Annotated in this window: 27 protein-coding genes; 16 read left to right on the top strand and 11 right to left on the bottom strand. The window is 67.3% G+C overall.

Features of this window, described 5'->3' with window-relative positions; translation table 11 throughout:
• The first annotated feature begins 29 nt into the window (after positions 1-29).
• Entirely contained in the window at positions 30-869 is an 840-nt protein-coding gene (locus BXU08_RS15000) for an SDR family oxidoreductase (RefSeq protein WP_077510790.1), read from the top strand.
• Here the strand turns inward: BXU08_RS15000 and BXU08_RS14995 are convergent.
• The 5 genes from BXU08_RS14995 to BXU08_RS14975 all read right to left on the bottom strand — a co-directional run bounded on the left by BXU08_RS14995 (position 779) and on the right by BXU08_RS14975 (position 6,086).
• Positions 779-1,708: a DMT family transporter gene (locus tag BXU08_RS14995; protein WP_077512450.1), complete on the bottom strand. Its 930-nt coding sequence runs from the start codon at positions 1,706-1,708 to the stop codon at positions 779-781. The genes BXU08_RS15000 and BXU08_RS14995 overlap by 91 nt on opposite strands.
• Positions 1,709-1,734: 26 nt before the next feature.
• On the bottom strand, positions 1,735-2,736 hold the full coding sequence (locus BXU08_RS14990) for a low specificity L-threonine aldolase (RefSeq protein WP_077510789.1): 1,002 nt from the start codon (positions 2,734-2,736) through the stop codon (positions 1,735-1,737).
• A gap of 30 nt (positions 2,737-2,766) precedes the next feature.
• A complete protein-coding gene (locus BXU08_RS14985; RefSeq protein WP_253190386.1) occupies positions 2,767-4,995 on the bottom strand; it encodes a transglycosylase domain-containing protein in 2,229 nt (742 codons plus the stop codon).
• A gap of 84 nt (positions 4,996-5,079) precedes the next feature.
• Positions 5,080-5,460 carry a hypothetical protein gene (locus BXU08_RS14980; protein WP_077510788.1) on the bottom strand — a complete coding sequence of 127 codons (381 nt, stop codon included), beginning with the start codon at positions 5,458-5,460 and terminating at the stop codon, positions 5,080-5,082.
• A gap of 59 nt (positions 5,461-5,519) precedes the next feature.
• On the bottom strand, positions 5,520-6,086 hold the full coding sequence (locus BXU08_RS14975; RefSeq protein WP_077510787.1) for an HNH endonuclease: 567 nt from the start codon (positions 6,084-6,086) through the stop codon (positions 5,520-5,522).
• A gap of 99 nt (positions 6,087-6,185) precedes the next feature.
• Between BXU08_RS14975 and BXU08_RS14970 the strand changes: the two genes are divergently transcribed.
• Positions 6,186-7,157, top strand: coding sequence for a glutamyl-Q tRNA(Asp) synthetase (locus BXU08_RS14970; protein ID WP_077510786.1), 972 nt, complete (start codon positions 6,186-6,188; stop codon positions 7,155-7,157).
• A gap of 8 nt (positions 7,158-7,165) precedes the next feature.
• A complete protein-coding gene (locus BXU08_RS14965; RefSeq protein WP_077510785.1) occupies positions 7,166-7,396 on the top strand; it encodes a twin transmembrane helix small protein in 231 nt (76 codons plus the stop codon).
• 122 nt (positions 7,397-7,518) lie between these two features.
• Here the strand turns inward: BXU08_RS14965 and BXU08_RS14960 are convergent, their stop codons facing one another.
• Positions 7,519-7,851 carry a PilZ domain-containing protein gene (locus BXU08_RS14960; RefSeq protein WP_077510784.1) on the bottom strand — a complete coding sequence of 111 codons (333 nt, stop codon included), beginning with the start codon at positions 7,849-7,851 and terminating at the stop codon, positions 7,519-7,521.
• 131 nt (positions 7,852-7,982) lie between these two features.
• Here BXU08_RS14960 and BXU08_RS14955 point away from each other — a divergent pair, with 131 nt between their 5' ends.
• From BXU08_RS14955 to egtD, 3 genes are read left to right on the top strand one after another with little or no spacing between them, the layout of a single operon-like run.
• Positions 7,983-8,540 (top strand): cob(I)yrinic acid a,c-diamide adenosyltransferase, encoded by a 558-nt coding sequence (locus BXU08_RS14955; RefSeq protein ID WP_077510783.1) that lies wholly within the window; start codon positions 7,983-7,985, stop codon positions 8,538-8,540.
• Between the two features lie 51 nt (positions 8,541-8,591).
• Entirely contained in the window at positions 8,592-9,866 is a 1,275-nt protein-coding gene (gene egtB, locus BXU08_RS14950; RefSeq protein WP_077510782.1) for an ergothioneine biosynthesis protein EgtB, read from the top strand.
• A gap of 2 nt (positions 9,867-9,868) precedes the next feature.
• On the top strand, positions 9,869-10,846 hold the full coding sequence (egtD, locus tag BXU08_RS14945) for an L-histidine N(alpha)-methyltransferase (protein WP_077510781.1): 978 nt from the start codon (positions 9,869-9,871) through the stop codon (positions 10,844-10,846).
• Positions 10,847-10,914: 68 nt separating this feature from the next.
• On the opposite strand, the gene BXU08_RS14940 is transcribed toward egtD, so the two are convergent.
• Positions 10,915-11,874 carry a DUF1176 domain-containing protein gene (locus BXU08_RS14940; protein WP_171982533.1) on the bottom strand — a complete coding sequence of 320 codons (960 nt, stop codon included), beginning with the start codon at positions 11,872-11,874 and terminating at the stop codon, positions 10,915-10,917.
• A gap of 72 nt (positions 11,875-11,946) precedes the next feature.
• On the opposite strand from BXU08_RS14940, the gene BXU08_RS14935 reads away from it, so the two are divergent.
• Complete coding sequence (locus BXU08_RS14935) at positions 11,947-12,816, top strand: 3-hydroxybutyryl-CoA dehydrogenase (protein ID WP_077510779.1); 870 nt, start codon at positions 11,947-11,949, stop codon at positions 12,814-12,816.
• Here BXU08_RS14935 and BXU08_RS14930 read toward each other — a convergent pair.
• Both BXU08_RS14930 and BXU08_RS14925 read right to left on the bottom strand, forming a co-directional pair.
• On the bottom strand, positions 12,813-13,208 hold the full coding sequence (locus BXU08_RS14930) for a hypothetical protein (protein WP_150125545.1): 396 nt from the start codon (positions 13,206-13,208) through the stop codon (positions 12,813-12,815). The two genes, BXU08_RS14935 and BXU08_RS14930, sit on opposite strands and share 4 nt — an antisense overlap.
• Positions 13,205-14,506, bottom strand: a complete 1,302-nt coding sequence (locus BXU08_RS14925) for a NupC/NupG family nucleoside CNT transporter (RefSeq protein ID WP_077510777.1) — start codon at positions 14,504-14,506, stop codon at positions 13,205-13,207. Before BXU08_RS14925 ends, BXU08_RS14930 begins: the two co-directional genes overlap by 4 nt.
• A 134-nt stretch (positions 14,507-14,640) precedes the next feature.
• Between BXU08_RS14925 and BXU08_RS14920 the strand changes: the two genes are divergently transcribed.
• The 7 genes from BXU08_RS14920 (at position 14,641) to BXU08_RS14890 (ending at position 19,074) form a co-directional block, all read left to right on the top strand.
• Positions 14,641-15,318 carry a queuosine precursor transporter gene (locus BXU08_RS14920; protein ID WP_077510776.1) on the top strand — a complete coding sequence of 226 codons (678 nt, stop codon included), beginning with the start codon at positions 14,641-14,643 and terminating at the stop codon, positions 15,316-15,318.
• A gap of 85 nt (positions 15,319-15,403) precedes the next feature.
• Positions 15,404-16,303: an acetylglutamate kinase gene (argB, locus tag BXU08_RS14915; protein WP_077510775.1), complete on the top strand. Its 900-nt coding sequence runs from the start codon at positions 15,404-15,406 to the stop codon at positions 16,301-16,303.
• Between the two features lie 45 nt (positions 16,304-16,348).
• Entirely contained in the window at positions 16,349-16,651 is a 303-nt protein-coding gene (locus tag BXU08_RS14910) for a YggT family protein (protein ID WP_077510774.1), read from the top strand.
• Positions 16,648-16,962 (top strand): DUF167 domain-containing protein, encoded by a 315-nt coding sequence (locus tag BXU08_RS14905; RefSeq protein WP_290439649.1) that lies wholly within the window; start codon positions 16,648-16,650, stop codon positions 16,960-16,962. The genes BXU08_RS14910 and BXU08_RS14905 overlap by 4 nt, the downstream gene beginning before the upstream one ends.
• Positions 16,959-17,834, top strand: a complete 876-nt coding sequence (gene folD / locus BXU08_RS14900) for a bifunctional methylenetetrahydrofolate dehydrogenase/methenyltetrahydrofolate cyclohydrolase FolD (protein WP_077510772.1) — start codon at positions 16,959-16,961, stop codon at positions 17,832-17,834. The genes BXU08_RS14905 and folD overlap by 4 nt, the downstream gene beginning before the upstream one ends.
• Positions 17,834-18,436, top strand: a complete 603-nt coding sequence (locus tag BXU08_RS14895) for a hypothetical protein (protein ID WP_077510771.1) — start codon at positions 17,834-17,836, stop codon at positions 18,434-18,436. Before folD ends, BXU08_RS14895 begins: the two co-directional genes overlap by 1 nt.
• Positions 18,433-19,074: a MarC family protein gene (locus BXU08_RS14890; protein ID WP_077510770.1), complete on the top strand. Its 642-nt coding sequence runs from the start codon at positions 18,433-18,435 to the stop codon at positions 19,072-19,074. Before BXU08_RS14895 ends, BXU08_RS14890 begins: the two co-directional genes overlap by 4 nt.
• Here the strand turns inward: BXU08_RS14890 and BXU08_RS14885 are convergent.
• The gene (locus BXU08_RS14885) at positions 19,043-20,824 is read right to left on the bottom strand and encodes an AcrB/AcrD/AcrF family protein (protein WP_253190602.1); all 1,782 of its coding nucleotides are present in this window, start codon (positions 20,822-20,824) and stop codon (positions 19,043-19,045) included. The two genes, BXU08_RS14890 and BXU08_RS14885, sit on opposite strands and share 32 nt — an antisense overlap.
• A gap of 290 nt (positions 20,825-21,114) precedes the next feature.
• Here BXU08_RS14885 and BXU08_RS14880 point away from each other — a divergent pair, with 290 nt between their 5' ends.
• Together BXU08_RS14880 and BXU08_RS14875 are read left to right on the top strand one after the other, a co-directional pair.
• Positions 21,115-21,510: a GtrA family protein gene (locus BXU08_RS14880; RefSeq protein WP_171982532.1), complete on the top strand. Its 396-nt coding sequence runs from the start codon at positions 21,115-21,117 to the stop codon at positions 21,508-21,510.
• Position 21,511: 1 nt separating this feature from the next.
• A complete protein-coding gene (locus BXU08_RS14875; RefSeq protein ID WP_077510769.1) occupies positions 21,512-22,240 on the top strand; it encodes a bifunctional 2-polyprenyl-6-hydroxyphenol methylase/3-demethylubiquinol 3-O-methyltransferase UbiG in 729 nt (242 codons plus the stop codon).
• Positions 22,241-22,310: 70 nt separating this feature from the next.
• On the opposite strand, the gene BXU08_RS14870 is transcribed toward BXU08_RS14875, so the two are convergent.
• Positions 22,311-23,336: a glycosyltransferase family 2 protein gene (locus tag BXU08_RS14870; protein WP_077510768.1), complete on the bottom strand. Its 1,026-nt coding sequence runs from the start codon at positions 23,334-23,336 to the stop codon at positions 22,311-22,313.
• Positions 23,337-23,340: the final 4 nt, after the last annotated feature.

Here is a 23,340-nt window from a genome sequence, read left to right as displayed (position 1 = left end):
CTCCCTCCACGCGGGGAGGGTAGTCGCAAATGCGCCTGCTGATCTTCGGCCAGGGCTATACCGGCAGCGCACTCGCGCGGCATCTCGCCCCGGGCGGCTGGCGGATCGCGTCCGTTACGCGCGACGGACGCGGCGACAGCATCGCCGTTGCCGATACAGATCGCGTCGCGTTCGAGATCAGCCACGCCACGCATATCGTCTCGACGGTGGCGCCCGGCGAAAGCGATCCGATCCTCGCCGCCTTCGGCCCGCAACTCGCCGAAGCGCGCGGCTGGCTAGGCTATCTCTCCTCGACCGGAGTCTATGGCGACACAAACGGTGCCTGGGTCGATGAGACTGCGCCTACCGGCACCGGCCGCCGCACCGCGCGGGCCGAGGCCGATGCAGCGTGGCTGGCGCTCGGGGCACGCGTGTTCCGCCTTCCCGGCATCTACGGCCCCGGCCGCTCGCCGCTGGAGCGCGCCGCGCGGGGCGAGGCGGCGCGGATCCATGTCCCCGGCCAGGTCTTCAGCCGCATCCATCTCGACGACATCATCGCGGGGCTAGCCGCGGGGTTCGACGCGCCGCGCGGCGCCTACAACCTCTCCGACGACCTGCCGGCGCCGCAAAGCGACGTGATCGCCTATGCGTGCCAGCTGCTCGGCATCGCGCTGCCGCCGCTCGTCCCGCTCGGCCAGGCCGATCTCAGCCCGCAGGCGCGTGGCTTCTATTCGGAGAATCGCCGCGTCGCGAACGGCAAGGCGAAGCGCGTGCTCGGCTGGCGGCCGCGCTTCGCGGACTATCGATTGGGCCTGCGCGCCTTGAGCGCCAGCACCAGCCCCGCCAGCACCAGCACCGCGCCGGCTGCGGCAAGCGCCGACCAGCGATAGCCTTCGTAGATCGTCGAAAGCAGCATCGCGATCACCGGAATGAGCACGCTGGTATAGGCCGCCTTGGCCGGGCCGATCGTGCGGATCAGCTGGAAATAGATCGTGAAGGCAAGCGCCGAGCCGAGCACGCCAAGATAGAGCGTCCCCGCGATATAGCTCCAGCGCATCTCGATCACCGGCGGTCCCACCGTCGCCCAGGCGAAGACGGCATCGATCGCCGCGCCGGTCAGCATCGCCCAGCCGAGCGTTGCCGCCATCGGATAGGCCTTGGCAGTCTTCATCGCCTGCATGACATTGGCGACCGAGGCGGAGAGCACCCCCAGCAGCGCGATGCCGATGCCGAGCAACGCCGCCTGCGGTCCGGCATCGCTCAGTCGCGCCTCATGGACGAACAACAGCGCCACTCCGGCCATCGCCACCGCCGATCCGATCAGCAGCTGGCGCCCCATCAGCTGGCCGAGGAAGATCCGCGCGAGGATCGCATTGGGCACCAGCAACAGCGCATAGACGATCGCCACCACACCCGAAGTGATGTGCTGCTCGGCGCGGTAGACGAAGTTGAAATTGAGCACGAACTGCGCGAACCCCAGCGCCACCGCGAACGCCCACCCCCGCGCATCGAGCCGCAGCGAATCGCCGCGCAACAATCCCCAGGCGAGGATCACCACCCCCGCCACGATGAAGCGATAGCTCACCGACCAGCTGGGCGGCACTACCGAGAGCTGGTCGCGGATCACGATCCAGGTCGATCCCCAGATCAACGTGACGACGAGAAACGGCAGGATCACGTCGAGCCGCGCCGAGCGTGGCGAGACCTTCTCTACCGGCGGCTCGGCGATCGGCGCCCGGAAGGAGACGAAGCGCCTCACAGCGCGGCGATCGCGTCCGCCAGCGGCCGGATCGCCTCTTCGCGCTGGTCCCACGAGGTCACCAGCCGCACTTCACCCGGCGCCCAATCGTAGAAGTCGAAACCGAGCGCACGCAGCGACGCAGCTTCGTCGGGATTCGCCTTGAGGAACACTTCATTGGCCTCGACCGGATGGACCAGCCGATCGCCCGCCGCTTCGGCAAGCAATCGCGCGCCGGCATTGGCGGCGCGGGCATTGGCGAGCCACAGATCGCCCTCCAGCATCGCGAGCAGCTGCACGGCGAGATACCGCCCCTTGGACAGCAGCAGCCCGGCGCGCTTGCGGCGATACAGCGTCGCGTCGGCGAGCTCGGGTTTGAAGAAGATCAGTGCCTCGGCGCTCATCCCGCCATTCTTGACGAAGCCGAAGCTCAGCACATCCACGCCGGCGCGCCAGGTGACGTCGCCGGGCGCGCAGCCGAGGTGCGCGACGGCATTTGCAAAGCGCGCGCCGTCCATATGCAGACCCAGCCCGCGCGCCTTGGCGACGGCCGAAATCGCCGCGACCTGGTCAGGCGTATAGACCAGCCCATATTCGGTCGCGTTGGTGATCGAGACGGCGTGCGGCTGGACCTGATGGACGTCGTTGCGGATCGGCGCGAGCGCCGCGGCCAGCGTTTCCGGAGTCAGCTTGGCGCCCGGCCCGTCGGCGAGCAGCAGCTTGGCGCCGTGCGTATAGAATTCGGGCGCGCCGCATTCGTCGTTCTGGATATGCGCGTCGCGATGGCAGACCACGCTGCCGTGCGGCGGGCAGAGCGCAGCGAGCGCCAGCGCATTGGCCGACGTGCCCGAAGGCACCCACAGCGCGCGGACCTGCGTGCCGAACAAATTGGAAAAGGCGCCGTCCAGCTGCTGCGACCAGCGATCGCCGTCATAGGCAGTGTCGAGGGTGTTGGCGCGAACCAGCGCGTCGAGCACCTGCGGGCAGACCGGGGCGGCATTGTCGGAAAAGAAGCGCATGGCCCGCAATCGCGGCCCACGCCTTTCAGGTCAATTCCCCTCCTCGCCGCGACGGCCGCTGCCGCGCGGCGGCGGGCGCTGTTCGTCCTCCACTGGAAATTCCTCCTCGTCGGGCGGGAACGGCCGGTCGCGCGGGCCGAGTACGTCGGTCTCGATCCCCGATCCTTCGACGAATGCGCCGACGCTGTTGAGCACGTCGTCGAGCGTCGTCTCGTTCTCATATTCCTCTTCCACCGGCGGCGGCGGGGGCAGCGAGACGCCGAGCGCGCGGACCATGAAGTCGCGCCACACCCGTGCCGGGATGCCGCCGCCCGACAGGCCCGGGATCGGCGAATTATCGTCGTTGCCGATCCATACCGCGGCGACCAGATCGCCGGCATAGCCGATGAACCACGCGTCGCGCGCGTCCTGCGTCGTCCCGGTCTTGCCGAAGGCGGGGATCGACAGCGCCGCGCTGCGCCCGGTGCCCGAAGTCACCACTGTGCCGAGCATCGAGCGCAGATCCTCGAGCTGCCCGCCGGGCATGCGCGTCGCCGAGCCCAGCCGCGCGGCGAGCCAGTCATCGGCGCTCTCGGCATCGTCGAGCCCGCGCGGGCGCACCGGATAGCTGCCATTGGCCACCGCAGCATAAGCGGCAGTCAGTTCGAGCAGCGACACGCTCGACGTACCGAGCGCGATCGACGCCTCATTGGCGATCGGCGTCGAGATGCCCAGGTCGCGCGCCGCACGAATCACCCGGCCGACGCCAATCTCGTTGGTCAGCCGCGCCGCGACGACGTTGCTCGACTTGGCGAATGCCTGGCGCAGCGTGATCTTGCCGGCATAGCGGCGGTCGCTGTTCGTCGGCGACCAGTCGCCGATCGTCACCGGCGAATCGTCGACCAGCGTGTCGGGCGTCATCCCCGAGCGCAACGCCGCGAGATAGACGAACAGCTTGAAGGTCGATCCCGGCTGGCGTCGCGCCTGGGTGGCGCGGTTGAACGGGCTCTCGCGATAATTCTTGCCGCCGACCATCGCGACGACGCGCCCGTCGGGCCGCATCGCCACCAGTGCGATCTGCGTTTTCCGCAACCCCGCGCCGCGCACCGCGCGTTCGGCATGCTGCTGGAGGTTCATCTCGAGCGTGGTCTTGACCGTCTGCTCGGTCGCGACGCCGCCGGCGCGGTCGCGCGCCTCGGGCAGCACCCAATCGGCAAAATAGGTGCCGCTCGGCAGTTCCTTGTCCTTGCTCACCTTGAGCACCGCCGGGCGCACGCGCGCCGCCTCGGCCTCGGTGAGCGCGCCGCTGGCGACCATCGCGCCGATCACCAGCTTCTGGCGATCGCGCGCGCCCTTGAGATTGCCCGTCGGCGCGAGCCGGCTCGGCGCCTTGACCAGCCCCGCGAGCAGCGACGCCTGGCTCAGCGTCAACCGCTCGGGTTCGACGCTGAAATAGTGGTTCGCCGCGGCGCGCAGACCATAGACATTGTCGCCGAAATAGACGTTCGACAGGTAGCGCGAGAGAATCTCTTCCTTGGTCAGCCACGCCTCGAGCCAGAAGGCGATCATCACTTCGCGCATCTTCCGGGTCATCGTCCGGTCGGAGGTCAGGAACGCATTCTTGGCGAGCTGCTGGGTGATCGTGCTGCCGCCCTGCGAGCCGCCGTCGCTGGTCGCATTGTGGAAAAACGCACGCGCGATCCCGCGCGGATCGACGCCCATATGTCCGAAGAAGCGCCGGTCCTCGATCGCGACAAACGCCTCGGCGACATGGTCGGGGAGCTTGGAGACATCGACTGGCGCGGCGATATCGGCCCCCCGCCGCGCGATCGGCTTGCCCTCGGCGGAGAGCAAGGTGATCGACGGCGGCGCCGGCGGCTGAAGCGACTTGGAAAGCGGCGCGGTCAGCGCGAGCCACGCCACCGCCAGCACGAACAACAGGATGAACCCGGCAACGCCCCAGCTCACCCAGCGCCAGCGAAAGCGGAAGCGCTTGCGGACCGCCGGAAGACTGGCATCGCCCGCGTCAGGCCCAGGACCTTCTCCCGACGGCGGTGGTGGCGGCGGCGGCGGCGGTGCCGGCGGCGCCGGACGCCATACCGGGTCGGGCGCGAATCTGGGCTGCGTTGGTTCGGGCTTCGGCAGCTCGGGCGTCACTGCCAGCGGCGGCGGCGGATCGGCGCGCGTCGGACGCCACGCCCGCACCTCGGGCGCGTCCCCCGTTTCCGTCGGGCGCCGAAGCGGAAAGCGCATGTCGCTCGAGCCGGGGTCACGGGCCATCAGCGCCTCTTATCCGCCCCGGCGCGAAGGGGAAAGCAATACGCCACGGTGTGTTATTATTGTAAGGCAGTCCGTGGCGCAACCTTAGCGGGTGCAGCGCAGCAGGTCCGGCGCCTTGCTGTTCGGGCCGTCGGCATAGCCGGCTTCGATCAGGCGTTTGCCGTCTGCCGAAATGCGCAGCGTATCGGTGACCGGCTCTTCGCCGTCATAAGTAGACAATATGCCTTCGTAGCGGACGCTGTCCTTGCCCAGCACGGTCACGCGCTTGATCGCGATGCTCTCCTCGTAATGGCCGATCGCGCGCGCAGTGATCGTCATGCCCTCGGTATTGTCGCCGCCGCGCAGTCCGCAATCGGTGAGCCGGACCGCCCATTCGCCCTGGAAGCGCGTAGGCATGGTGCCGTCGGCGGCAGCAGCGGTGCCGGCCATGCCGAGCAGGACGAGAACGGAAAACAGGATACGCATGAACACTCCTCGGACAATCGCGCCGCCCGTATAAGCGCGGCGCCGCGATTGCCTAGCCGTCAGGCTTCGAGCTCGACATCCCAATAGAGCCAGTCGCGCCAGGTCTGGTGGAGATAATTGGGCGGAAAGCGCCGGCCATGTTCCTGGAGATGCCAGCTGGTCGGGCGGATCGGCTCGATATGGAGCGGCATCGCCGCCTGTTTCGGGGTTCGCCCGCCTTTTTTGAGGTTGCACGGCGCGCAGGCGGTGGCGACATTTTCCCAGGTAGTGCGTCCGCCTTGCGCGCGGGGAATGACATGGTCGAAGGTAAGGTCGCGCTGGGTCCCGCAATATTGGCAGGAAAACTTGTCGCGAAGGAACAGGTTGAAGCGCGTGAAGGCAGGGAATTGGGACGGTCTAACATATTGCTTGAGCGCGATGACCGAAGGAAGCTTCAGCCTCGCGCTGGGACTTCGCACTTCGCGTTCGTAGAAGGAGACAACGTCCACCCGATCGAGGAACAGCGCCTTGATCGCAGTCTGCCACGGCCACACGCTGAGTGGATAATAACTGAGCGGCGTGTAATCGGCGTTGAGCACAAGCGCGGGGCAACTGTCCGGATGACGGATCAGATCGGGATGGTACATGCGTTCCCTCACCCGTTTTTGCTCGCCACAGTCCCTGGCGGGGAATGGTGACGGGCACATGACAGCATATGCCGCGACTCGCGGTCAAGGGCCGGCTTGATGGTTATCCACACGCGATTCGCGCCGAGCCCGACGGGGCGCCTCCATCTGGGTCACGCCTTCTCAGCAATCCAGGCGCATGATTTTGCGCGCGCGCTGGGCGGCCGCTTCAGCCTGCGCATCGAGGATATCGACGGCACCCGCAGCCGCCCCGAACATGTCGAGGCGATCCTGCGCGATCTCGAATGGCTCGGGCTGGGTTGGGACGGCGAAGTCACCTTCCAGTCTCAGCGGCTGGACCTGTACGAAGCCGCGCTCGACCAACTGCGCGGCATGGGGCTGCTCTACCCCTGTTTCTGCACCCGCGCCGATATTGCCGCGATCCTGTCAGCACCGCATGGGCCGGAGGGAGCGCTATATCCAGGGACCTGCCGCGGGCTTGCAGCGCCGGACCTCGCCCGCCCGCACAGCTGGCGGCTGGATATGGAGAAGGCGCTGGCAAATCTCCCTCTCCCATCGGGAGCGGGAAGGGGTCCGCCGCCGTCAGGCGGTGGGAAGGGTGAGGGCAGCGCGACACCCCCACCTGCCCTCACCCTTCCGCCGACCGCGTCGACTCCCTCCCTCTCCCATTGGGAAAGGGAATTGACGTGGCACGATACCCTCGCAGGCTGGATCCGCGCCGATCCCCGCTCCCACGGCGACGTCATCCTCGCCCGCAAGGATGCCCCTGCCTCCTACCACCTCGCCGTCACCATCGACGACGCCGGGCAGGGCATCACCCATGTTGTCCGCGGGCTAGACTTGTTCGGGGCAACGCATGTCCACCGCCTGCTCCAGGCGCTGCTCGGCCTGCCCACGCCCGAATATCGCCATCACGCGCTGCTCACCGGCCCTGACGGCCAGCGCCTCGCCAAGCGCCACGGGGCGCCGACGCTCGAGGCGATGCGCGTAGCCGGCGAGGACGGGCGGGCGCTTGCCGATCGTTTGCGCGCAGGGCGGCTTCCAGTTGGCTTCGCGCCGGCAAAGGCGTAGGAGAGGCCATGACCTTTTTCCTCGCCGCCCTGCTAATCGCCGCGATGCTCGCGGTCGTCTTCGTGCTCATCAAGGGCCTGGTCAACATGGCCCAGACCACTACGCAGGACCTGGAGGGCGAAGGCCCCAGTGACCGCGCGCTGCGCTCAAACAAGCTGATGCAGCAGCGCATCCTGCTCCAGGGCGTGGCGATCGCGATCATCGCGCTGTTGCTGTTGCTGGTGTCGGCGAAGGGCTGACCGCCCGCTCAGCCGCTCAGGATCGCCAGGCACCAGATCAACGCGATCAGCAGCAGTCCGATCAGGACCGCGAGTTCGAGATCAAGCAGCGGCGGGCGGCGCATCGGGCCCGCCCATGGCGCTCACAGGAATCCGAGATGCGTCACCAGCGACTGGTGCAGCGTGCCCTTGAACTTGAGCCCCACCACGCCCTCGCGCGACCAGGCGACTCGTGCCGGCATCGGCGCCAGATGCGCTATCGCCACCCATACTTCGTCGCCTTCGTGCAGGCCCCAGGTGAAGATCTTGCAGCCCTCGACCGAGACATCGGCAACTTCGCCCTTGATCCGCCGCACTTCGCCGCTCGCGCGGATGGTCGCAGTCAACGCCGTGGAGGTCCGCGGACTGGCGCGCCGGTCGGCTTCGGCCAGCCGGCCGATAAGGGCATCGTTCTTGTTCTGGTCGGTCAGGTTCATGACAGGGACTCCCCTGCCTGAACTATAGACGCCCAGGGTTTACGCGGAGTCGAGGGACACGCTTAGCCGTTCGATAACCGCGTTGGCCTGCGCCGGTGGCCAATCGCGCCGGCCGAGGGTAGGACGCGGCGATGGTCAAGCTCAACAAGATCTACACGCGCACCGGCGACGACGGCACCACCGGGCTGGTCGACGGATCGCGCGTGTCCAAGGCCGATCCGCGCATGGCGGCGATCGGCGATGTCGATGAAGCCAACAGTGCAATCGGCGTCGCCCGCGCGGCCCTTGGTCCCGGCAGCTTCAGCGAGATGCTGGCGCGCATCCAGAACGACTTGTTCGATCTCGGTGCCGATCTCGCCACCCCAATAGAAGTCGAAGGCGCACTGCGCATCTTGCCCGGTCAGGTCGGTTGGCTGGAGGAACGGATCGACCATCTCAATACCACGCTCGATCCCCTGACCAGCTTCATCCTGCCTGCCGGCGCGTCCGCCGCCGCGTCGCTCCACCTGGCGCGCGCGATCACGCGCCGTGCCGAGCGGACCGCAGTCGGTGCCGCGGCGCAAATCGCATTGCGCGCGGATGCACTGGCCTATCTCAATCGTCTGTCCGACCTGCTCTTCGTTGCGGCGCGCGCAGTGAACCAATCGGCGGGCGGAGACGTTTTGTGGGTTCCGGGGGCTTCGCGCTGATCGCCGTCGATCATAGTTGACGCTAGTCTCCGCTGCGGGTAGAAGAACATAATGCGAACAGAAACTGGTCCGGCCCCAGCTTCCTGTCCGCTCGCGGCGCGCTTCGGGCGCGTTCGGGCTCTCAGCGTCGCGATCGTGGCCACTTTGTCCGATGCCGATGCGACGATCCAGTCGATGGACGATGCTTCGCCTGCCAAATGGCATCTTGCGCACACGACATGGTTCTTCGAGACTTTCGTGCTGCGCGATCACGTTCCCGGCTATCGGCTGTTCGACGAACGCTGGCCGTTCCTGTTCAACAGCTATTACGAGGCCGAAGGCGCCCGTCATGCTCGCGCGCGCCGCGGCATGCTGTCGCAGCCGTCGCTGCTCAAGATCCTCGCCTGGCGCGAGTCGGTCGACATGGCGTTGACGGCAGCGCTCCCCGGCCTGCCCGCAGAGGTGCAGGAACTGGTTGCGCTGGGCTGCCATCACGAGGAGCAGCATCAGGAACTACTGCTTACCGACATTCTCCACCATTTCTCGATAAACCCGCTGGAACCAGCCATTTGGCCGGGCTCTCCCAAGGTCCCGGTCGCCATGCCCGGCCCGATCGACTGGATCGAAGGGCGCGCGGGCGTCGTCGAGATCGGCCATGATATCTTGTCAGGCGCGTCAACCGGATTTGCCTTCGATTGCGAAAGCCCGCGGCATAGCGAACTGCTCCACCCGCATGCGCTCGCCGACCGTACCGTCACCAATGGCGAATGGGCCGCGTTCGTAGCCGATGGCGGCTATCGCGAGCCGCGGCACTGGCTCGCCGACGGTTGGGCGTGGGTGCAGGCCGAAGGCGTCACGGCGCCGCTCTATTGGGAGCAGCGCGACGGCATCTGGACTCGTTTCGGGCTGGACGGCCGCCGCCCGATCGACCCCGCCGCACCGGTCACCCATGTCAGCCTGTTCGAAGCCGACGCCTATGCCAGCTGGGCCGGCGCGCGGCTGCCCACCGAATTTGAATGGGAAGCTGCGGCGAGCAGCCACGATCCGAACGGCGGCAACCAGCTTGACGCCGCCGGCGCGGTCGAACCGCGCCCTTCCACCGGCGGGCCGGCATTCTTCGGCGACGTCTGGGAATGGACCGGCAGCGCCTATCGCCCCTATCCGGGCTTCCGCACTGCGGAGGGCGCAGTCGGCGAATATAACGGCAAGTTCATGAGCGGGCAGTTCGTGTTGCGCGGCGGCAGCTGCGCCACGCCGCGCGGGCATGTCCGCGCGAGCTACCGCAATTTCTTCTATCCGCACCAGCGCTGGCAGTTCACCGGCGTACGCCTGGCCAAGGACCTGTAACCATGCTCAAGCCCGAGGCCGAAGACGGCCAGTCCGGCCTCGCCGATCCTAATTTCCGCGCCGATGTGCTGAACGGCTTCGCCGCCAGCCCGCGCGCGATACCCGCCCGCTGGTTCTACGACCGCCGCGGCTCGGAACTGTTCGAGGCGATCACCGACCTGCCCGAATATTACCCGACCCGCACCGAGACCGCGCTGCTGATGCAGGTCGGCCCGCAGCTCGGCGCGCTCGCCGCACGCAACGCCGCAGTGGTCGAGTTCGGATCGGGCTCGTCGGCCAAGACGCCGATCCTCCTGCGCGCGATCCACCCCGCGGCCTATGTGCCGATCGACATTTCGGGCGAATTCCTGCGGCATTCCGCGCGCGAATTGTCGGCGGGGTTTCCGGGACTCCCGGTGCTTCCGGTCGAGGCCGATTTCCTGCGGCCGGTGCCGCTGCCGGCGGAAGTCGCGGACCTGCCCAAGCTCGGCTTCTTCCCCGGATCGACGATCGGCAATATGAATGCCTATCACGCAGTCAACCTGCTGCGCGCGATGCGCGACTGGCTCGGCGAGGGCGCGCGGCTGCTGATCGGGATGGACCGAGTCAAGTCGCCCGACATCCTGGTCCCCGCCTATGACGACGCGCAGGGCGTGACCGCGGCGTTCAATCTCAACCTGCTCGAACGCATCAACCGTGAGCTGGCCGGCACGATTCCGGTCGATGCGTTCCGCCACCGCGCGATCTGGAATCCGGATGCCGCGCGGATCGAGATGCATCTGGAAGTGCAGCGCGACGTGACCTTCACCGTCGAGGGCCGCCCCTTCGCGATGCGCGCGAACGAGACGATCCACACCGAGAACAGCCACAAATACGGCCCCAATGGCAGCCGGATGCTGCTGCGCGCCGGCGGCTGGACGCCGATCCAGGAATGGACCGATCCGCAGGACTGGTTCGCGCTGGTGCTCTGCGAAGCCCAGCCGCTTCGGATGGCGCCCTGATCGGCCTAGAAGCTGCTCGCCGACGTCGTGGGATCTGGGCCCCAACCTGCACTCAGTGAACGAAAAACTCAGCGATAGACCGGCTCCGCCTTCCAGGTGCGCAGCCAGTTGGTCGAGCCGCGGCACTCGTCCATCGATCGCAGTTCGATCAGGTGGAATGCCTTGCCGTCCCAGACGAAGCTCGCGCTCTCGCCGCAATCGCCGATCCCGCGGCCCTTGGCATGGGTACTCAGCACGCTGGTCTTGGCGTCCCACCAGGCATTGGTGAGCATCGGCGCCTCGCCGCTGCCGTCGCCCGAATAGTCGATGTCCGCGACTACAGCCTTGCCGCCGCGCACCAAGAACGGCACGCTGTTGATGTTGTAGGCGCCGCTACCGCACGGCAGCAGCGCCAGCGTCGCCCCGCCGCCCAGTGCAAAGGCCTGAAGCTCGTTGGGGTCGGTCTCGCTGGTCTCCTCGCAGCCAGCGGCCTTCTTCATCTGCGCCCGCAGCGCAGCGCTGATCGGCGCAGGCTTGCCGCCGCCCCGGAGCGCAGCGACTCGCGGCGTCGCGGGCCCGGCGGGCACGCCGGCTGCGGGTCTGGTTCCCTTGGCGACAGCGGCCGTAACCGTCCCGGCACGGCCTTGTCCTGCGTCGATGAACCGCAGCGCCGCCGACGATCCCTTCAGCGAGATGCTGGCATTAGCGAGCGTGAGCGTGGACCCGTCGATCATCGCCGCGACGATGCGTGCCGCGTCGGCCCCCTGGAAGCGGACCACCCCCGCCTTGGGAACGCCGCGCGCCACGGTTTTGCCGTCGATGGCGAGCGCGAGGCTGCCGGCCGCCTTGCCTGAATCGACCACGACTTCGAAACCGCCCTGCGGCCCGGGCGCACGGCTGATCGACGCCGAAATCAGCTCTTCTTCGGATTGCTCGACAAGCAGCGACGTCATCTCGCAGATTTTGAGATTGTCGCAGGCCACCGCCCAATCGCCATAGATCTGTGAGGTGCCGGTTGCGGGATCGGCGGCGAGGAAGAGCGCGAGCATCAGCATGTCCAGTGTCTAGCCGAGCCCCGCGCGGGGCGGTAGGGGACGGCAAAGCGAAATTGGAGACGGACGATGCAGACGGTGGGCGTGATCGGCGCGGGACAGATGGGCGCGGGCATCGCGCAGGTTTCGGCGCAGGCGGGGTACGCCGTGCTGCTCTCCGACGTCGATCAGGCGCGCGCCGAGGCAGGCAAGGCCGGTATCGGCAAGCAGCTCGCCCGCGCCGTCGAGAAGGAGAAGATCAGCGCCGCCGACGCCGAGGCGGCGCTTGGACGGATCACCCCGGTGAGCGACTTGGCCGCGATGGCGCCGTGCGACCTCGTCATCGAGGCTGCGACCGAGCGCGAGGCAATCAAGCGCCAGATCTTCGAGACCGTCGGCAAGGCATTGGGCGCGGACGCGATCCTTGCCAGCAATACCTCGTCGATTCCGATTACCCGGCTTGCCCAGGCGGCGCCCGATCCTGCGCGCTTCATGGGCGTCCACTTCTTCAACCCGGTGCCGGTGATGGGGCTGGTCGAGCTGATCCGCGGCCTCGCCACTGCCGACGCCACCGTCGCCGCGGTCGAGAAATTCGGTCAGTCGCTCGGCAAGCGCATCGTCCACGCCAACGACGCGCCCGGCTTCATCGTCAATCGCGTGCTGATGCCGATGCTCAACGAGGCGTGCTTCGCGCTCGGCGAAGGCGTCGCGACGATCCCCGACATCGACGCCGCCTGCACGCTCGGGCTCAACCATCCGATGGGCCCGTTCACGCTCGCCGATTTCATCGGGCTCGATACCTGCCTCGAAATCACCCGCGTGCTGTTCGAAGGCACCGGCGACCCCAAGTTCCGCCCTGCCCCGCTGCTGGTGAAATATGTCGAGGCCGGCTGGTACGGGCGTAAAACCAAGCGCGGTTTCTACGATTACTCCGGCGCCGAGCCCGTGCCGACGCGCTAGCGCGGGTCCTGTACCAGACCGGTCCGCTTCATCTCCGCCAGCCATCGGGACTCGACCCATTGGAGCGGCGCCGGCAGTTCGTTGAACGCAATCACGCCCGTCGCGCCTTTGATGGTCGGCAGCGGAGGGATCATGCCCGGGCAGGGCTGATCGGAATAGAAGCCGTGCGCGGGATAGGCATCGATCACCTGCCCGCGTTTCAGCGTGCCCTTGTAGACCTTGAGGATCTTGAAGCGCACCTTGTTGTCGTTGCGCGTCACCACCCCGGACACGATGTTGCTGAAAGTCGTGGCGATCACCCGCGCCTTCTCGGCCTCGCTGGGCGGCGTAGGCTCTGGCATGCCTGGCGGCGGCGGCAGACAGAATGCCGCGAGCAGGACGAACACGCTCACGGCAGGAGCAGCCCCGCCAGCGCCGCCGACATCAGGTTCGCCAGGCTGCCCGCGATCAGCGCGCGGACACCGAGCTTGGCGATCATCGGGCGCTGGTTCGGCGCGAGGCTGCCGGTCGCGGCCATCTGGATCGCAATCGAGCTGAAATTGGCGAAGCCGCACAGCGCGAACGTGATGATCGCCACGGTGCGCGGGGCGAGATCCTTCATCTGGCCGAGATCGATGAACGCGACGAATTCGTTGAGCACCAGCTTGGTGCCGAACAGCCCGCCGGCGGCGACGGCCTCGTGCCACGAGATGCCGAGCAGATACATCACCGGCGCAAACACCGATCCGATGATTCTCTGGAAGCTCAGATCGGCGAACCAGGCCTGGGCCCAGGGCGCGTTGCCGCTGGCATAGACCACCCAATTGCCCGCGCCGGCAAGCAGCCCGTTGGCGAGCGCGACGAGCGCGACGAAGGCCAGCACCATCGCGCCGACCGCGACGGCGATCTTGACGCCGGTCGAGGCGCCGGTCGCCGCGGCCATGATCAGGTTGGCCGCGCGCTCTTCCTCGATATCATGCTCGGCGACCTTGATCGCCTCGTCCTCGAGATCGTCGCCGAGCGGCAGCTGGCCGTTCGCAGGCACAAGATCGTCGGGCATCATGATCTTGGCCATCAGCAGCCCGCCCGGCGCCGCCATGAACGATGCGGCGAGCAGATAGGGCAGCGCCTGCGGCCCGAGCAGGCTGGCATAGGCGGCGAGGATCGTCCCGGCGACGCCGGCCATGCCGACAGTCATCACCGCGAACAGCTGCGACGGCGTCAGCCGCGCCAGATAGGGCCGGATCACCAAAGGCGATTCGCTCTGACCGACGAAGATGTTCGCCGCGGCGCACAGCGATTCGACCTTGGTAGTGCCGACCACCTTCTCGATCGCGCCGCCGATCCAGCGGACGACGAACTGCATCACGCCGAGATGGTAGAGGATCGACACCAGCGCGGCGAAGAAGATGATCACGGGCAGCGCGGCGATCGCGAAGCTCTGTCCGCCCAACTCGGGCCGGGCCAGCGGACCGAACAGGAAGCTCGTGCCCGCCGCGGCATAACCGAGCAGCGCCGACACGCCGTTCGAAAGCGTATGCAGTGCCGCCTGTCCCCAGCTGGTGCGCAGCACGAGGATGGCGATGCCCGCCTGCAGCGCGAAGGCCGAGCCGACCACGCGCAGGCTGATCCCGCGGCGGTTGCTCGAAAGCAGCCAGGCGATCGCGAGGATCGCGACGATGCCGAAGATACCGATGGGAAACTGAGTCATTCGCCGGTCTGCGCCCCCGAGGCCGGCCCAGGATCCGGCCGGCAAAAGCGGGACCATACACACTGCGCGCCGTCAGGCCAGAGGGGCCGCAACCGCATCTTTCGCAACGGCTTCTTTCCCGCTAGCGTCCGGCAATGGAAATCCGCCCGAACATCACGCGCTCGCTCTTCTTCCTGTCGATCTTCTATGGCGGCATGGTCTGCATCGCCGGGGTGCTCGGCAACAAGCAGGTGTCGCTCGGGCCCATCTCGCAGATCGGCACTTGGGTCGGGGTCGGCCCACTCGCCGTCGAAGCCGGGATATTCGCCTTCCTGCTGCTCGTCGCAGTGTCGAGCGCAGTCGCCGAGCTCAACGGTCCCGATACCGCGCGTCGGCTGGTGCTGTGGGGCTTTATACCGCTGATTACGTCGGTGCTGCTGTCGTTGCTGGTGCTGGCGCTGCCCGCCTCGCCGAGCATGGAGCCCGACCGTCTCCATGCCTTCGAGCTGATGATGTCGGGCACGCCGCGCATCTGGCTCGGCGGCATCATCGCCTATGGCATCTCGCAGATCCTCAACGTCACGATCTTCAGCGCATTGAAGAGCGGCGGCGGCAAGATGCTGTGGCTGCGCGCGGCAGTCGCCAGCATGCTCAGCCAGATCGCCGACACGCTGATCTTCATCTCGGTCGCTTTCTACGGCGTGTTCCCGATCCGCGAGCTGCTTGTCGGCCAGATGCTCACCAAGGTCGTGCTCAGCCTCGTGCTGGTCCCGCCGCTGATCTATTTCTTCGTCGGGCTCGGTCGCTTCCTCGATCGCCGGCGGTCGCTCTGAGGCGTCGCTTCCACCGTTGGGTTGAGGCTCTGGAGTCGTTTCCAAACCGCTTGGGCTGACGCGCGCTTTGTCCTAAGGGCGCGCGATGACCGACCACGCACCTGATCCCGCGATGCTCGCCAAGGCCGAGACCCTCACCGAGGCGTTGCCCTATCTGCAGCGTTATGCCGGCGCGACCTTCGTCGTGAAATATGGCGGCCACGCAATGGGCGATCCCGAGCTGGCGCGCGACTTCGCCGAAGACATGGTGCTGCTGCAGGCAGTCGGCATCAATCCGATCGTCGTCCATGGCGGCGGGCCGCAGATCGGCGCGATGCTCAAACGCCTGGGCGTCGAATCGCAATTCGTCGGCGGCCTGCGCGTCACCGATGCCGAGACTGCGCGGATCGCCGAGATGGTCCTCGCCGGATCGATCAACAAGGAAATCGTCGGCTGGATCGGACAGGCCGGCGGCAAGGCGGTCGGCATTTCGGGCAAGGATGCCGGCCTGGTCACCGCGCGCAAGGTGGAAGGCCGCGACGCCAATCCGCTGAGCGGGATCGAGCGTCATGTCGATCTCGGCTTTGTCGGCGAACCGGTGTCGGTCGATGCGTCGATCCTGCGCTCGCTCGCCGCACAGGGCTTCATCCCGGTAGTCGCGCCGATCGCGCTCGGCGCCGACGGTCACACTTACAACATCAACGCCGACACCATGGCGGGCGCGATCGCCGGCGCGTGCGGCGCCAAGCGCTTCTTCCTGCTCACCGACGTGGCGGGCGTGCTCGACAAGACCGGCGAGCTGATGACCGACCTCGATCCCGCAGGCATCGCCGCGCTCAAGGCCGACGGCACGATTTCGGGTGGCATGATTCCCAAGGTCGAGACCTGCGTCGCTGCAGTGGAAGCCGGGGTCGATGCCGCAGTGATTCTCGACGGGCGCGTGCCCCACGCGATGCTGCTCGAGATCTTCACCCGGCGCGGCGCGGGCACGCTGGTCCACGCCTGATCGACGCGCTATCTAGGCACCATATCCTCTTTCGGAGCACCGGGCTTGATCCTGATCCTCGACATCCTTCGAATCATCCTGACCGTCGTCTGGTGGATCATCATCGTCCAGGCCATCCTGTCCTGGCTGCTGGCGTTCAACGTGATCAATACGCACAATGAGTATGTCGGCGCGATCTGGCGCGCGCTGCAGAAGATGACCGATCCGATCTATCGCCCGATCCGGCGCGTGCTGCCCGATTTCGGCGGACTCGACCTCTCGCCGATGGTGGTGCTGGTGATCCTGCTGATTCTCCAGCAGGCCGTGTTGCCGGCGCTCTATCGCATCGCGCTGGGCGGGCAGCTCTGAGCCGTACGGGCGCGGCGTGGACGCTGCGCCCTGACGGGATCGAGATTGCCGTGCGCGTGACGCCGCGTGCCTCACGCGATGGCTTCGCCGCGGGCACCGACGAACATTTCGCCGCGCGGCTGGCTGCGCCGCCGGTGGAAGGCGCAGCGAACGCGGCTCTGGTGCCGCTGGTGGCCAAGGCATTCGACGTTCCCAAGCGCGCCGTGACGCTGATTGCAGGCGATACTGCGCGGCTCAAGCGATTGGCCGTCGCCGGCGATCCGGACGCGCTGGCGAAGATCGCCGCCAGTCTCTATGGACGCGTGCCATGAGCGCAGCACTGATCGATGGCAAGGCATTCGCGGCGGGCCTCCGGGCCCGGATCGCCGAACACGTTCCCGCATTCCGCGAGGCGGCGGGGCGCGCGCCCGGGCTCGCGGTCGTGCTGGTCGGCGAGGATCCCGCCTCGGCAGTCTATGTCCGCTCGAAGGGCAAACAGACCCGCGAGGCGGGGATGGAAAGCTTCGAGCACAAGCTGCCCGCCGATGCCGATCAGGCGACGCTGGTCGCGCTGGTCGACGAGCTCAATGCTAACCCGGCAGTGGATGGCATCCTCGTCCAGCTGCCCCTGCCACGGCATCTGAACGAGCAGGAAGTGCTGCTGCGGATCAGCCCGGACAAGGATGTCGACGGCTTCCACCCGGTCAATGCCGGCCGCCTCGCCACCGGCCTGCCCGGCTTCGTGCCGTGCACCCCGCTCGGCTGCCTGATGCTGCTCGAGGACCGGCTGGGCGACCTTTCCGGGCTCGACGCAGTCGTGATCGGCCGCTCGAACATCGTCGGCAAGCCGATGGCTGCGCTGCTGACCGCGAAGAGCTGTACGGTGACGATCGCGCATTCGCGGACAAAGAACCTGCCGCATTATCTGCGCCACGCCGACATCGTCGTCGCCGCCGTGGGCATCCCGCACTTCGTCAAGGGCGAGTGGCTAAAGCCCGGCGCGACCGTGATCGATGTCGGCATCAATCGCACCGAGACCGGCCTGACCGGCGACGTCGATTTCGACAGTGCGGCGAACGTTGCGGGAGCGATCACCCCGGTCCCCGGCGGAGTCGGCCCGATGACGATCGCGGTCCTGCTCCGCAACACGCTGGTGGCGGCGCACCGCCGCGCGGGAGTCGCACTCGACGAAAAGGCGATCTGATGCTGGCGCTGCTGCTGCTCGCCACGGACCCCGAGACGACCGCAGTCGATGCCGAAGAGGCATTCCGCCGCGCCGCGCAGGCTGAGGGGCAGTGGACCGCCTTCCGCAAGTTCGCCACCGACGACGCAATCCTGTTCCTGCCGCAGCCGGAAAAGGTCCAGAAGGCGCTTCCGGACAAGAACCCGCCGGTCGCGGTGCAATGGTGGCCCGCGCAGAGCTATGTCTCGTGCGACGGCACCACCGCGATCAACACCGGCCCCTGGATCCTGCCGAAGAGCGCCGGCTATTTCACCACCGTGTGGCGCAAGCAGCCGCAAGGCGCGTGGAAATGGGAGCTCGACCATGGCGACACGCTCGCCAAGCCACGCGCCGTGCCGGCCAAGGCCGAGACGGTAAAGGCATCCTGCGCGCCGATCAGCGAGCCGACCGCGACCCCGATGGCGCCGTTGGGCGACAAGGCCGGCGACGGCCAGTCGCCCGACGGCACGCTGCTCTGGCACTGGGAAGTCAGTGCTGCCGGAGCACGCAGCTTCGATGCATGGATCTGGGACGGCAGGACATTCGTTTCGGCGGTCTCGAACAAGGTGGCGGCACCCAGATGATCGAACTCTTCGTATCCGCCTTCGTCACCTTCTTCGTGGTGATCGATCCGCCGGGCTGCGCGCCGATCTTTGCCGGGCTCACTACCGGTGCCAGCGCAGTCCATCGCCGCGCGATGGCGATGCGCGCGGTGCTCGTCGCCTCGGCGATCCTGTTCGGCTTCGCACTGTTCGGCGAGGCACTGCTCAAGGCGCTCGGCATCAGCCTCAATGCCTTCCGCATCGCCGGGGGGATCATGCTGTTCCTGATCGCGCTCGAAATGGTGTTCGAGAAGCGCACCGAGCGCCGCGAGGACCGCGCCGAGAAGATCCGCGCCGACGAGATCGCCGATATCTCGATCTTCCCAATGGCGATGCCGATGATCGCCGGACCGGGATCGATCGCATCGGTGATGCTGCTGATGTCGCAGAACAACGGGATCGAGCGTTCGGCGGTGGTGCTCGCGGCGATGGCGTCGATCCTTGCGCTGACCTTGCTCGCGCTGCTCATCGCCGGCCCGATCATGCGCGTCGTCGGCGCCAAGATCGAGGCAGTAGTCTCGCGGCTGCTCGGCGTCCTTCTCGCCGCGCTAGCCGCGCAGTTCGTGATCGACGGGCTGCGGGCCAGCTTCAGCGCCGGGGCGGCGCTTTCGGGGCACTGACCGGAACGTCGGGCAGGTCGTAGCGGATCCGCCACAGCTTGAACGGCGACTTCTCCGGCAGCGGCACCGACTCGAGCCAATTGGGAACCCGGCCGCGATAAAGCTGGCCGAAAAACCCGTTCTGGCTGCGCGAGCGATAGACCGTGGTCTCCGACATGTCGGGGCAGATCAGCAGATACTGCGCCTTGTGCCGCGCCGCGATCGGCCGGAAGCCACTCGCCGGGCCGGTGAACGCGTGGTGGACGTCGAGGATCGCCGCGCCATTGCGGTGATAGGGGCCGGCGATCCCGTCATGATGCGTCACCACGATCAGCCGCGGGCCCATGTCGACATGGGTGAACATCACGGCCTTGGGGATCGCGTTGAGCGGCCGCAGCGAGGTCACGCGCGCACAGGCGGCATTGGCCTTGCCGACGCGGTCGGTCCCCGCCTTGGCCTTGCCCTTCTCGGCGGGAAGCCAGGGCAGGACCAGCCCTGCGAACAGCCCCGAGACGATCAGGAACGCCAGCGCCGAACCGAACACCCGCAGCAGCATCGACGAGCGCCGCAGGAACCACGGCACGACGATCCAGGCGAGCGCCGTTGCACCGGGGACGCTGAGCATCTGCGCCGCGGGCCCAGCGCGGATCTGCCACAGCAACATCGCCGCGGCGAACGCCGTGAACAGCGCGATCGCCGCCCAGGCCACCGCCGCCTCGCTGCGCCGCGCCCGCCAGGTGGCGACCAAGGCGCCGAGGATGCCGATCACCGGCAGCGCGGCGATCGGGAAGCCGGTCTTGAAGGCGTGCTTGTAGATCGGCCGCGCCTCGCGGACATTGTTGAGCCAGGTCCGCGCCAGTTCGTCCGAGACCCCCTCGGGCCGGCCGAGGCATTGCGGGAAGAGGAGGACGAAGCCGGCAACGATCGCCCCGCCCGCCACCGCAGCGAGCGCCAACCGGATCCAGCGATTTCCGGCATTCACCAGCGACAACGCGAACAGCAGCGCCCCCGCCGCGACCATCACGCTCAACCATACCGGCGTCAGCGCATCGCAGCGCAGCGCCTGGTTGGCGTTCGACGCGAACAATGCGAAGCCGAGCGCCGTGCCGCCGGCCAGGCTCAGCCCATAGACTTGCATCCGCCGCGCATCGCCGCGGTCCCACACCCAGCGCAGCGCGATGATCGCCCCCGCCATCGCGCAATAGGGCAGCAGCTCGAGCCCGATGCTCAGCGACAGCGCGCTCGACAGCCCGACCGTGGCGCCGCCGCGCGCGCGCTCGCGGTCGGCGAGGCCCGCGACGGTGAGCGCCAGGCAGGCGAGCTGCCAGCCATGATGATCGATGCGCAGCGGCGCATACATCAGCATTGTCGACGTGCACCCCATCAGGATGATCAGCGCGAGCAGCCAGGCCTGGGGCGCGACCAGCCGGCGCGCGGTGAGGCACAGCCCGGTCATCGTCACGGCCAGCGGGAGCAGCGGCGCGAGCCCGCACGCCCATTTCTCCGCCTGCGCCGTGCCGAGGAACGGCTTCAAGAGCAGGATCAGCCCGGCGATCGGCAAGTCGACGATGCGCGACCAATGGATGTCGAACCCGCCCAGCGCCGGATCGAGGCGATATTGGCGCAGATCATACCAGCCCTGCCCGGCGAGCAGCGCGCGGACCTGCATCAGCCGCATATTGTCGTCGGTGTCGCCCAGGGTGAGCCAATAGATGTTGCCCTGGCGCTGCCAGACGTACCAGGCGACCACGCCCAGCCAGAAGACCAGCATCCCCGCCAGCCAGCGCCGGTCCAGTTCGCGTTCGATGCGCAAATCGCTCAGCTTCAAAATCGCTTCCCCTTGGCTCGACAGCCCTCTAGTGCGCTGCGCGGCTGCGGCAATCCCATCCGTTCGCCCTGAGCTTGTCCAAGCCTGTCCTGAGCGCCTGCCTTGGCAGGCAGTCGAAGGGGGCTGTCTTTCTTCTCTAGGAAGTACACGGCTTCGACAAGCGCAGCCCGAACGGATATTGCGTGGAACAAAGGCAGAGAGTGGCAGCTATCCTTGATCGACTGGATTCCCTGATGGCCGGCGGCGTGCTCGGCCAGCTGATCCGGTTCGGCATCGCCGGGGGGATCTCCACGGTGATCTATTCGGCGGTGTATTTGCCGCTCGCTTATTTCGTGCTGCCCAAGAACCTCGCGGTGGCCGCGGTGCCGCCGGCGTTCCTCGTCGCGGTGACCTGCGGTTTCTTCCTCCACAGCTTCTGGAGCTTCAAGGGGCACGGCACGCGCGACCAGAGCGGGCGCCAGCACTTGAAATTCCTCGTCGTGCAGGGCTTCGGCCTCCTCCTCAACGCGGCCTTCACCTGGGTCATCACCGGGCCGCTCCACGGACCGCAATGGCTCCCTTTGGTGCCGATCGTGCTGATAACGCCGTTCGCGACTTTCGCGCTCAACCGGCAATGGGTATTCGGATAGAATGGACCGCATCGTTTATGAGCGCATGGCCGCGCACGACACCACGCATTGGTGGTATCGCGCCCGCCGCGACATCCTCGCCGATTACCTGACGCGCTGGGGCGATTTGCCCCAGGGCGCGCGCATTCTCGAGATCGGCTGCGGCACCGGGCACAACCTCCCGATGCTCGCCCAGTTCGGCGAGATCGACGCGATCGAGATCGACGAGACCGCAGGCGCCAAGGCCAGCGAACGGCTCGGCAAGCCCGTCGGCACCTCGCCGCTTCCCGATCTGGTCGGCATTGAGCCCGGTAGCTACGACCTCGTCGCGGTGCTCGACGTGATCGAGCATGTCGAGGACGATGTCGCGGCATTGCAGGCCATCGCCACCGCGCTCAAGCCCGGCGGCCGCATCCTGATCACGGTCCCCGCGCACCAATGGATGTGGAGCGCGCACGACGTGGTCAACCACCACAAGCGGCGCTATTCGAAGGCCGGGTTCGAGGCACTGCTCGACAAGGCCGGGCTGCAAGGCGCCAAGCTCGGCTATTTCAATTCGCTGCTGTTCCCGGTCGCAGTCGCGGCGCGCTTCGCCGGCAAGCTGATGGGCAAGGACGACAGCGACGATTCGCCCCCGCCCAAGCCGCTCAACACCTTGTTCGAAGGGATTTTCCGGCTCGAGCGCCACATGGTCGGCCGCGTGCCGCTGCCGCCGGGGCTGTCGCTGATCACGCTGGCTTCGAAGAAGTAACGGGGTCCCCCTCCCCCCCGTCCGGCTCCGGGCAACCCACCGTGAGGTTACGCAGCACTCTCCAAGGTAGCTATTCGGCCGCCTCGCTCCGCGTAACCTGCGGCGAGACGCTGACTTCGCCCGAATCCTCGAAGCGATAGCCCAGCGACGCATGGCCGCGCACCGGCCCGGCGACGTCGGCGACGAGGTACAATGGCCGCCGCTTCGACTCGACGTACAGCCGCCCGAGATATTCGCCGATCATCCCCAGCACGAACATCTGCACCGCGCCGATCACCACCACGACGAGCATCGTCGAGGTCCAGCCCTGGATCGCATTGCCCATCAGCCACGCGACGATGATGTAGAGGATGAGCAGCACCGAGGCGCCGGTGAGCAGCAGCCCGACATGGCTGGCGAAACGCAACGGCGCAGTCGAGAAGCCAGTGATCGCGTCCAATGCGAAGCGGATCATCTTGCCGAGCGGATATTTGCTCTCGCCCGCCAGCCGCTCGTGCCGGTCATAGGGGAAGGGCACTTGCTTGAACCCGACCCAGGCGACCATCCCGCGGATGAAGCGCGCCTGTTCGGGGAGCGACAGGAACGCGTCGAGCGCGCGCCGCGTCATCAGTCGGAAGTCGCCGGTGTCGAGCGGGATCGGCGTGTCGGTGATCCGGTCGAGCATGCGATAGAAAAAGGCGGCAGTGATCTTCTTGAAGATCGTCTCGCCGTCACGCTTGCGCCGCACGGCATAGACGACGTCGGCGCCCTGGCTCTTCATCGCCGCGCGCATGTCGGTCATCAGCTCGGGCGGATCCTGCAAATCGGCGTCGATAATCAGGATCTCCTCGCCCGCGCACAGATCGAGCCCGGCAGTTAGCGCGAGCTGGTGGCCGTGGTTACGCGAGAGGTTGATCGCGACGAGGCGCGGATCGGCTTCGCACAGCCGCTGCATCACTTTCCAGCTCTGGTCGCGCGAGCCGTCGTTGATCAGCACGATCTCGTAGTCGTTGCCCACGCTCGCCTGCGCCGCGGCCGACACGCGGCCGTGCAGCGCCTCGAGGCACGCCTCTTCATTGTAGCAGGGGATGACGACGGAAAGCTTGGGCCTCTTCATGACC

Source organism: Sphingomonas sp. LM7 (assembly GCF_002002925.1).
Lineage (GTDB): Bacteria > Pseudomonadota > Alphaproteobacteria > Sphingomonadales > Sphingomonadaceae > Sphingomonas.
Note: the sequence above shows the minus strand (reverse complement) of the source record. Positions and strands in the feature narration are given on the sequence as shown.

Coding starts and splice junctions, on each gene's coding strand:
- BXU08_RS15000 (WP_077510790.1), top strand. CDS start 30: ATGCGCCTGCTGATCTTCGGCCAGGGCTATACCGGCAGCGCACTCGCG.
- BXU08_RS14990 (WP_077510789.1), bottom strand. CDS start 2,736: ATGCGCTTCTTTTCCGACAATGCCGCCCCGGTCTGCCCGCAGGTGCTC.
- BXU08_RS14985 (WP_253190386.1), bottom strand. CDS start 4,995: ATGGCCCGTGACCCCGGCTCGAGCGACATGCGCTTTCCGCTTCGGCGC.
- BXU08_RS14980 (WP_077510788.1), bottom strand. CDS start 5,460: ATGCGTATCCTGTTTTCCGTTCTCGTCCTGCTCGGCATGGCCGGCACC.
- BXU08_RS14975 (WP_077510787.1), bottom strand. CDS start 6,086: ATGTACCATCCCGATCTGATCCGTCATCCGGACAGTTGCCCCGCGCTT.
- BXU08_RS14970 (WP_077510786.1), top strand. CDS start 6,186: ATGGTTATCCACACGCGATTCGCGCCGAGCCCGACGGGGCGCCTCCAT.
- BXU08_RS14965 (WP_077510785.1), top strand. CDS start 7,166: ATGACCTTTTTCCTCGCCGCCCTGCTAATCGCCGCGATGCTCGCGGTC.
- BXU08_RS14960 (WP_077510784.1), bottom strand. CDS start 7,851: ATGAACCTGACCGACCAGAACAAGAACGATGCCCTTATCGGCCGGCTG.
- BXU08_RS14955 (WP_077510783.1), top strand. CDS start 7,983: ATGGTCAAGCTCAACAAGATCTACACGCGCACCGGCGACGACGGCACC.
- egtB (WP_077510782.1), top strand. CDS start 8,592: ATGCGAACAGAAACTGGTCCGGCCCCAGCTTCCTGTCCGCTCGCGGCG.
- egtD (WP_077510781.1), top strand. CDS start 9,869: ATGCTCAAGCCCGAGGCCGAAGACGGCCAGTCCGGCCTCGCCGATCCT.
- BXU08_RS14940 (WP_171982533.1), bottom strand. CDS start 11,874: ATGCTCGCGCTCTTCCTCGCCGCCGATCCCGCAACCGGCACCTCACAG.
- BXU08_RS14935 (WP_077510779.1), top strand. CDS start 11,947: ATGCAGACGGTGGGCGTGATCGGCGCGGGACAGATGGGCGCGGGCATC.
- BXU08_RS14925 (WP_077510777.1), bottom strand. CDS start 14,506: ATGACTCAGTTTCCCATCGGTATCTTCGGCATCGTCGCGATCCTCGCG.
- BXU08_RS14920 (WP_077510776.1), top strand. CDS start 14,641: ATGGAAATCCGCCCGAACATCACGCGCTCGCTCTTCTTCCTGTCGATC.
- argB (WP_077510775.1), top strand. CDS start 15,404: ATGACCGACCACGCACCTGATCCCGCGATGCTCGCCAAGGCCGAGACC.
- folD (WP_077510772.1), top strand. CDS start 16,959: ATGAGCGCAGCACTGATCGATGGCAAGGCATTCGCGGCGGGCCTCCGG.
- BXU08_RS14895 (WP_077510771.1), top strand. CDS start 17,834: ATGCTGGCGCTGCTGCTGCTCGCCACGGACCCCGAGACGACCGCAGTC.
- BXU08_RS14890 (WP_077510770.1), top strand. CDS start 18,433: ATGATCGAACTCTTCGTATCCGCCTTCGTCACCTTCTTCGTGGTGATC.
- BXU08_RS14885 (WP_253190602.1), bottom strand. CDS start 20,824: ATGCTGGTCTTCTGGCTGGGCGTGGTCGCCTGGTACGTCTGGCAGCGC.
- BXU08_RS14880 (WP_171982532.1), top strand. CDS start 21,115: ATGGCCGGCGGCGTGCTCGGCCAGCTGATCCGGTTCGGCATCGCCGGG.
- BXU08_RS14875 (WP_077510769.1), top strand. CDS start 21,512: ATGGACCGCATCGTTTATGAGCGCATGGCCGCGCACGACACCACGCAT.
- BXU08_RS14870 (WP_077510768.1), bottom strand. CDS start 23,336: ATGAAGAGGCCCAAGCTTTCCGTCGTCATCCCCTGCTACAATGAAGAG.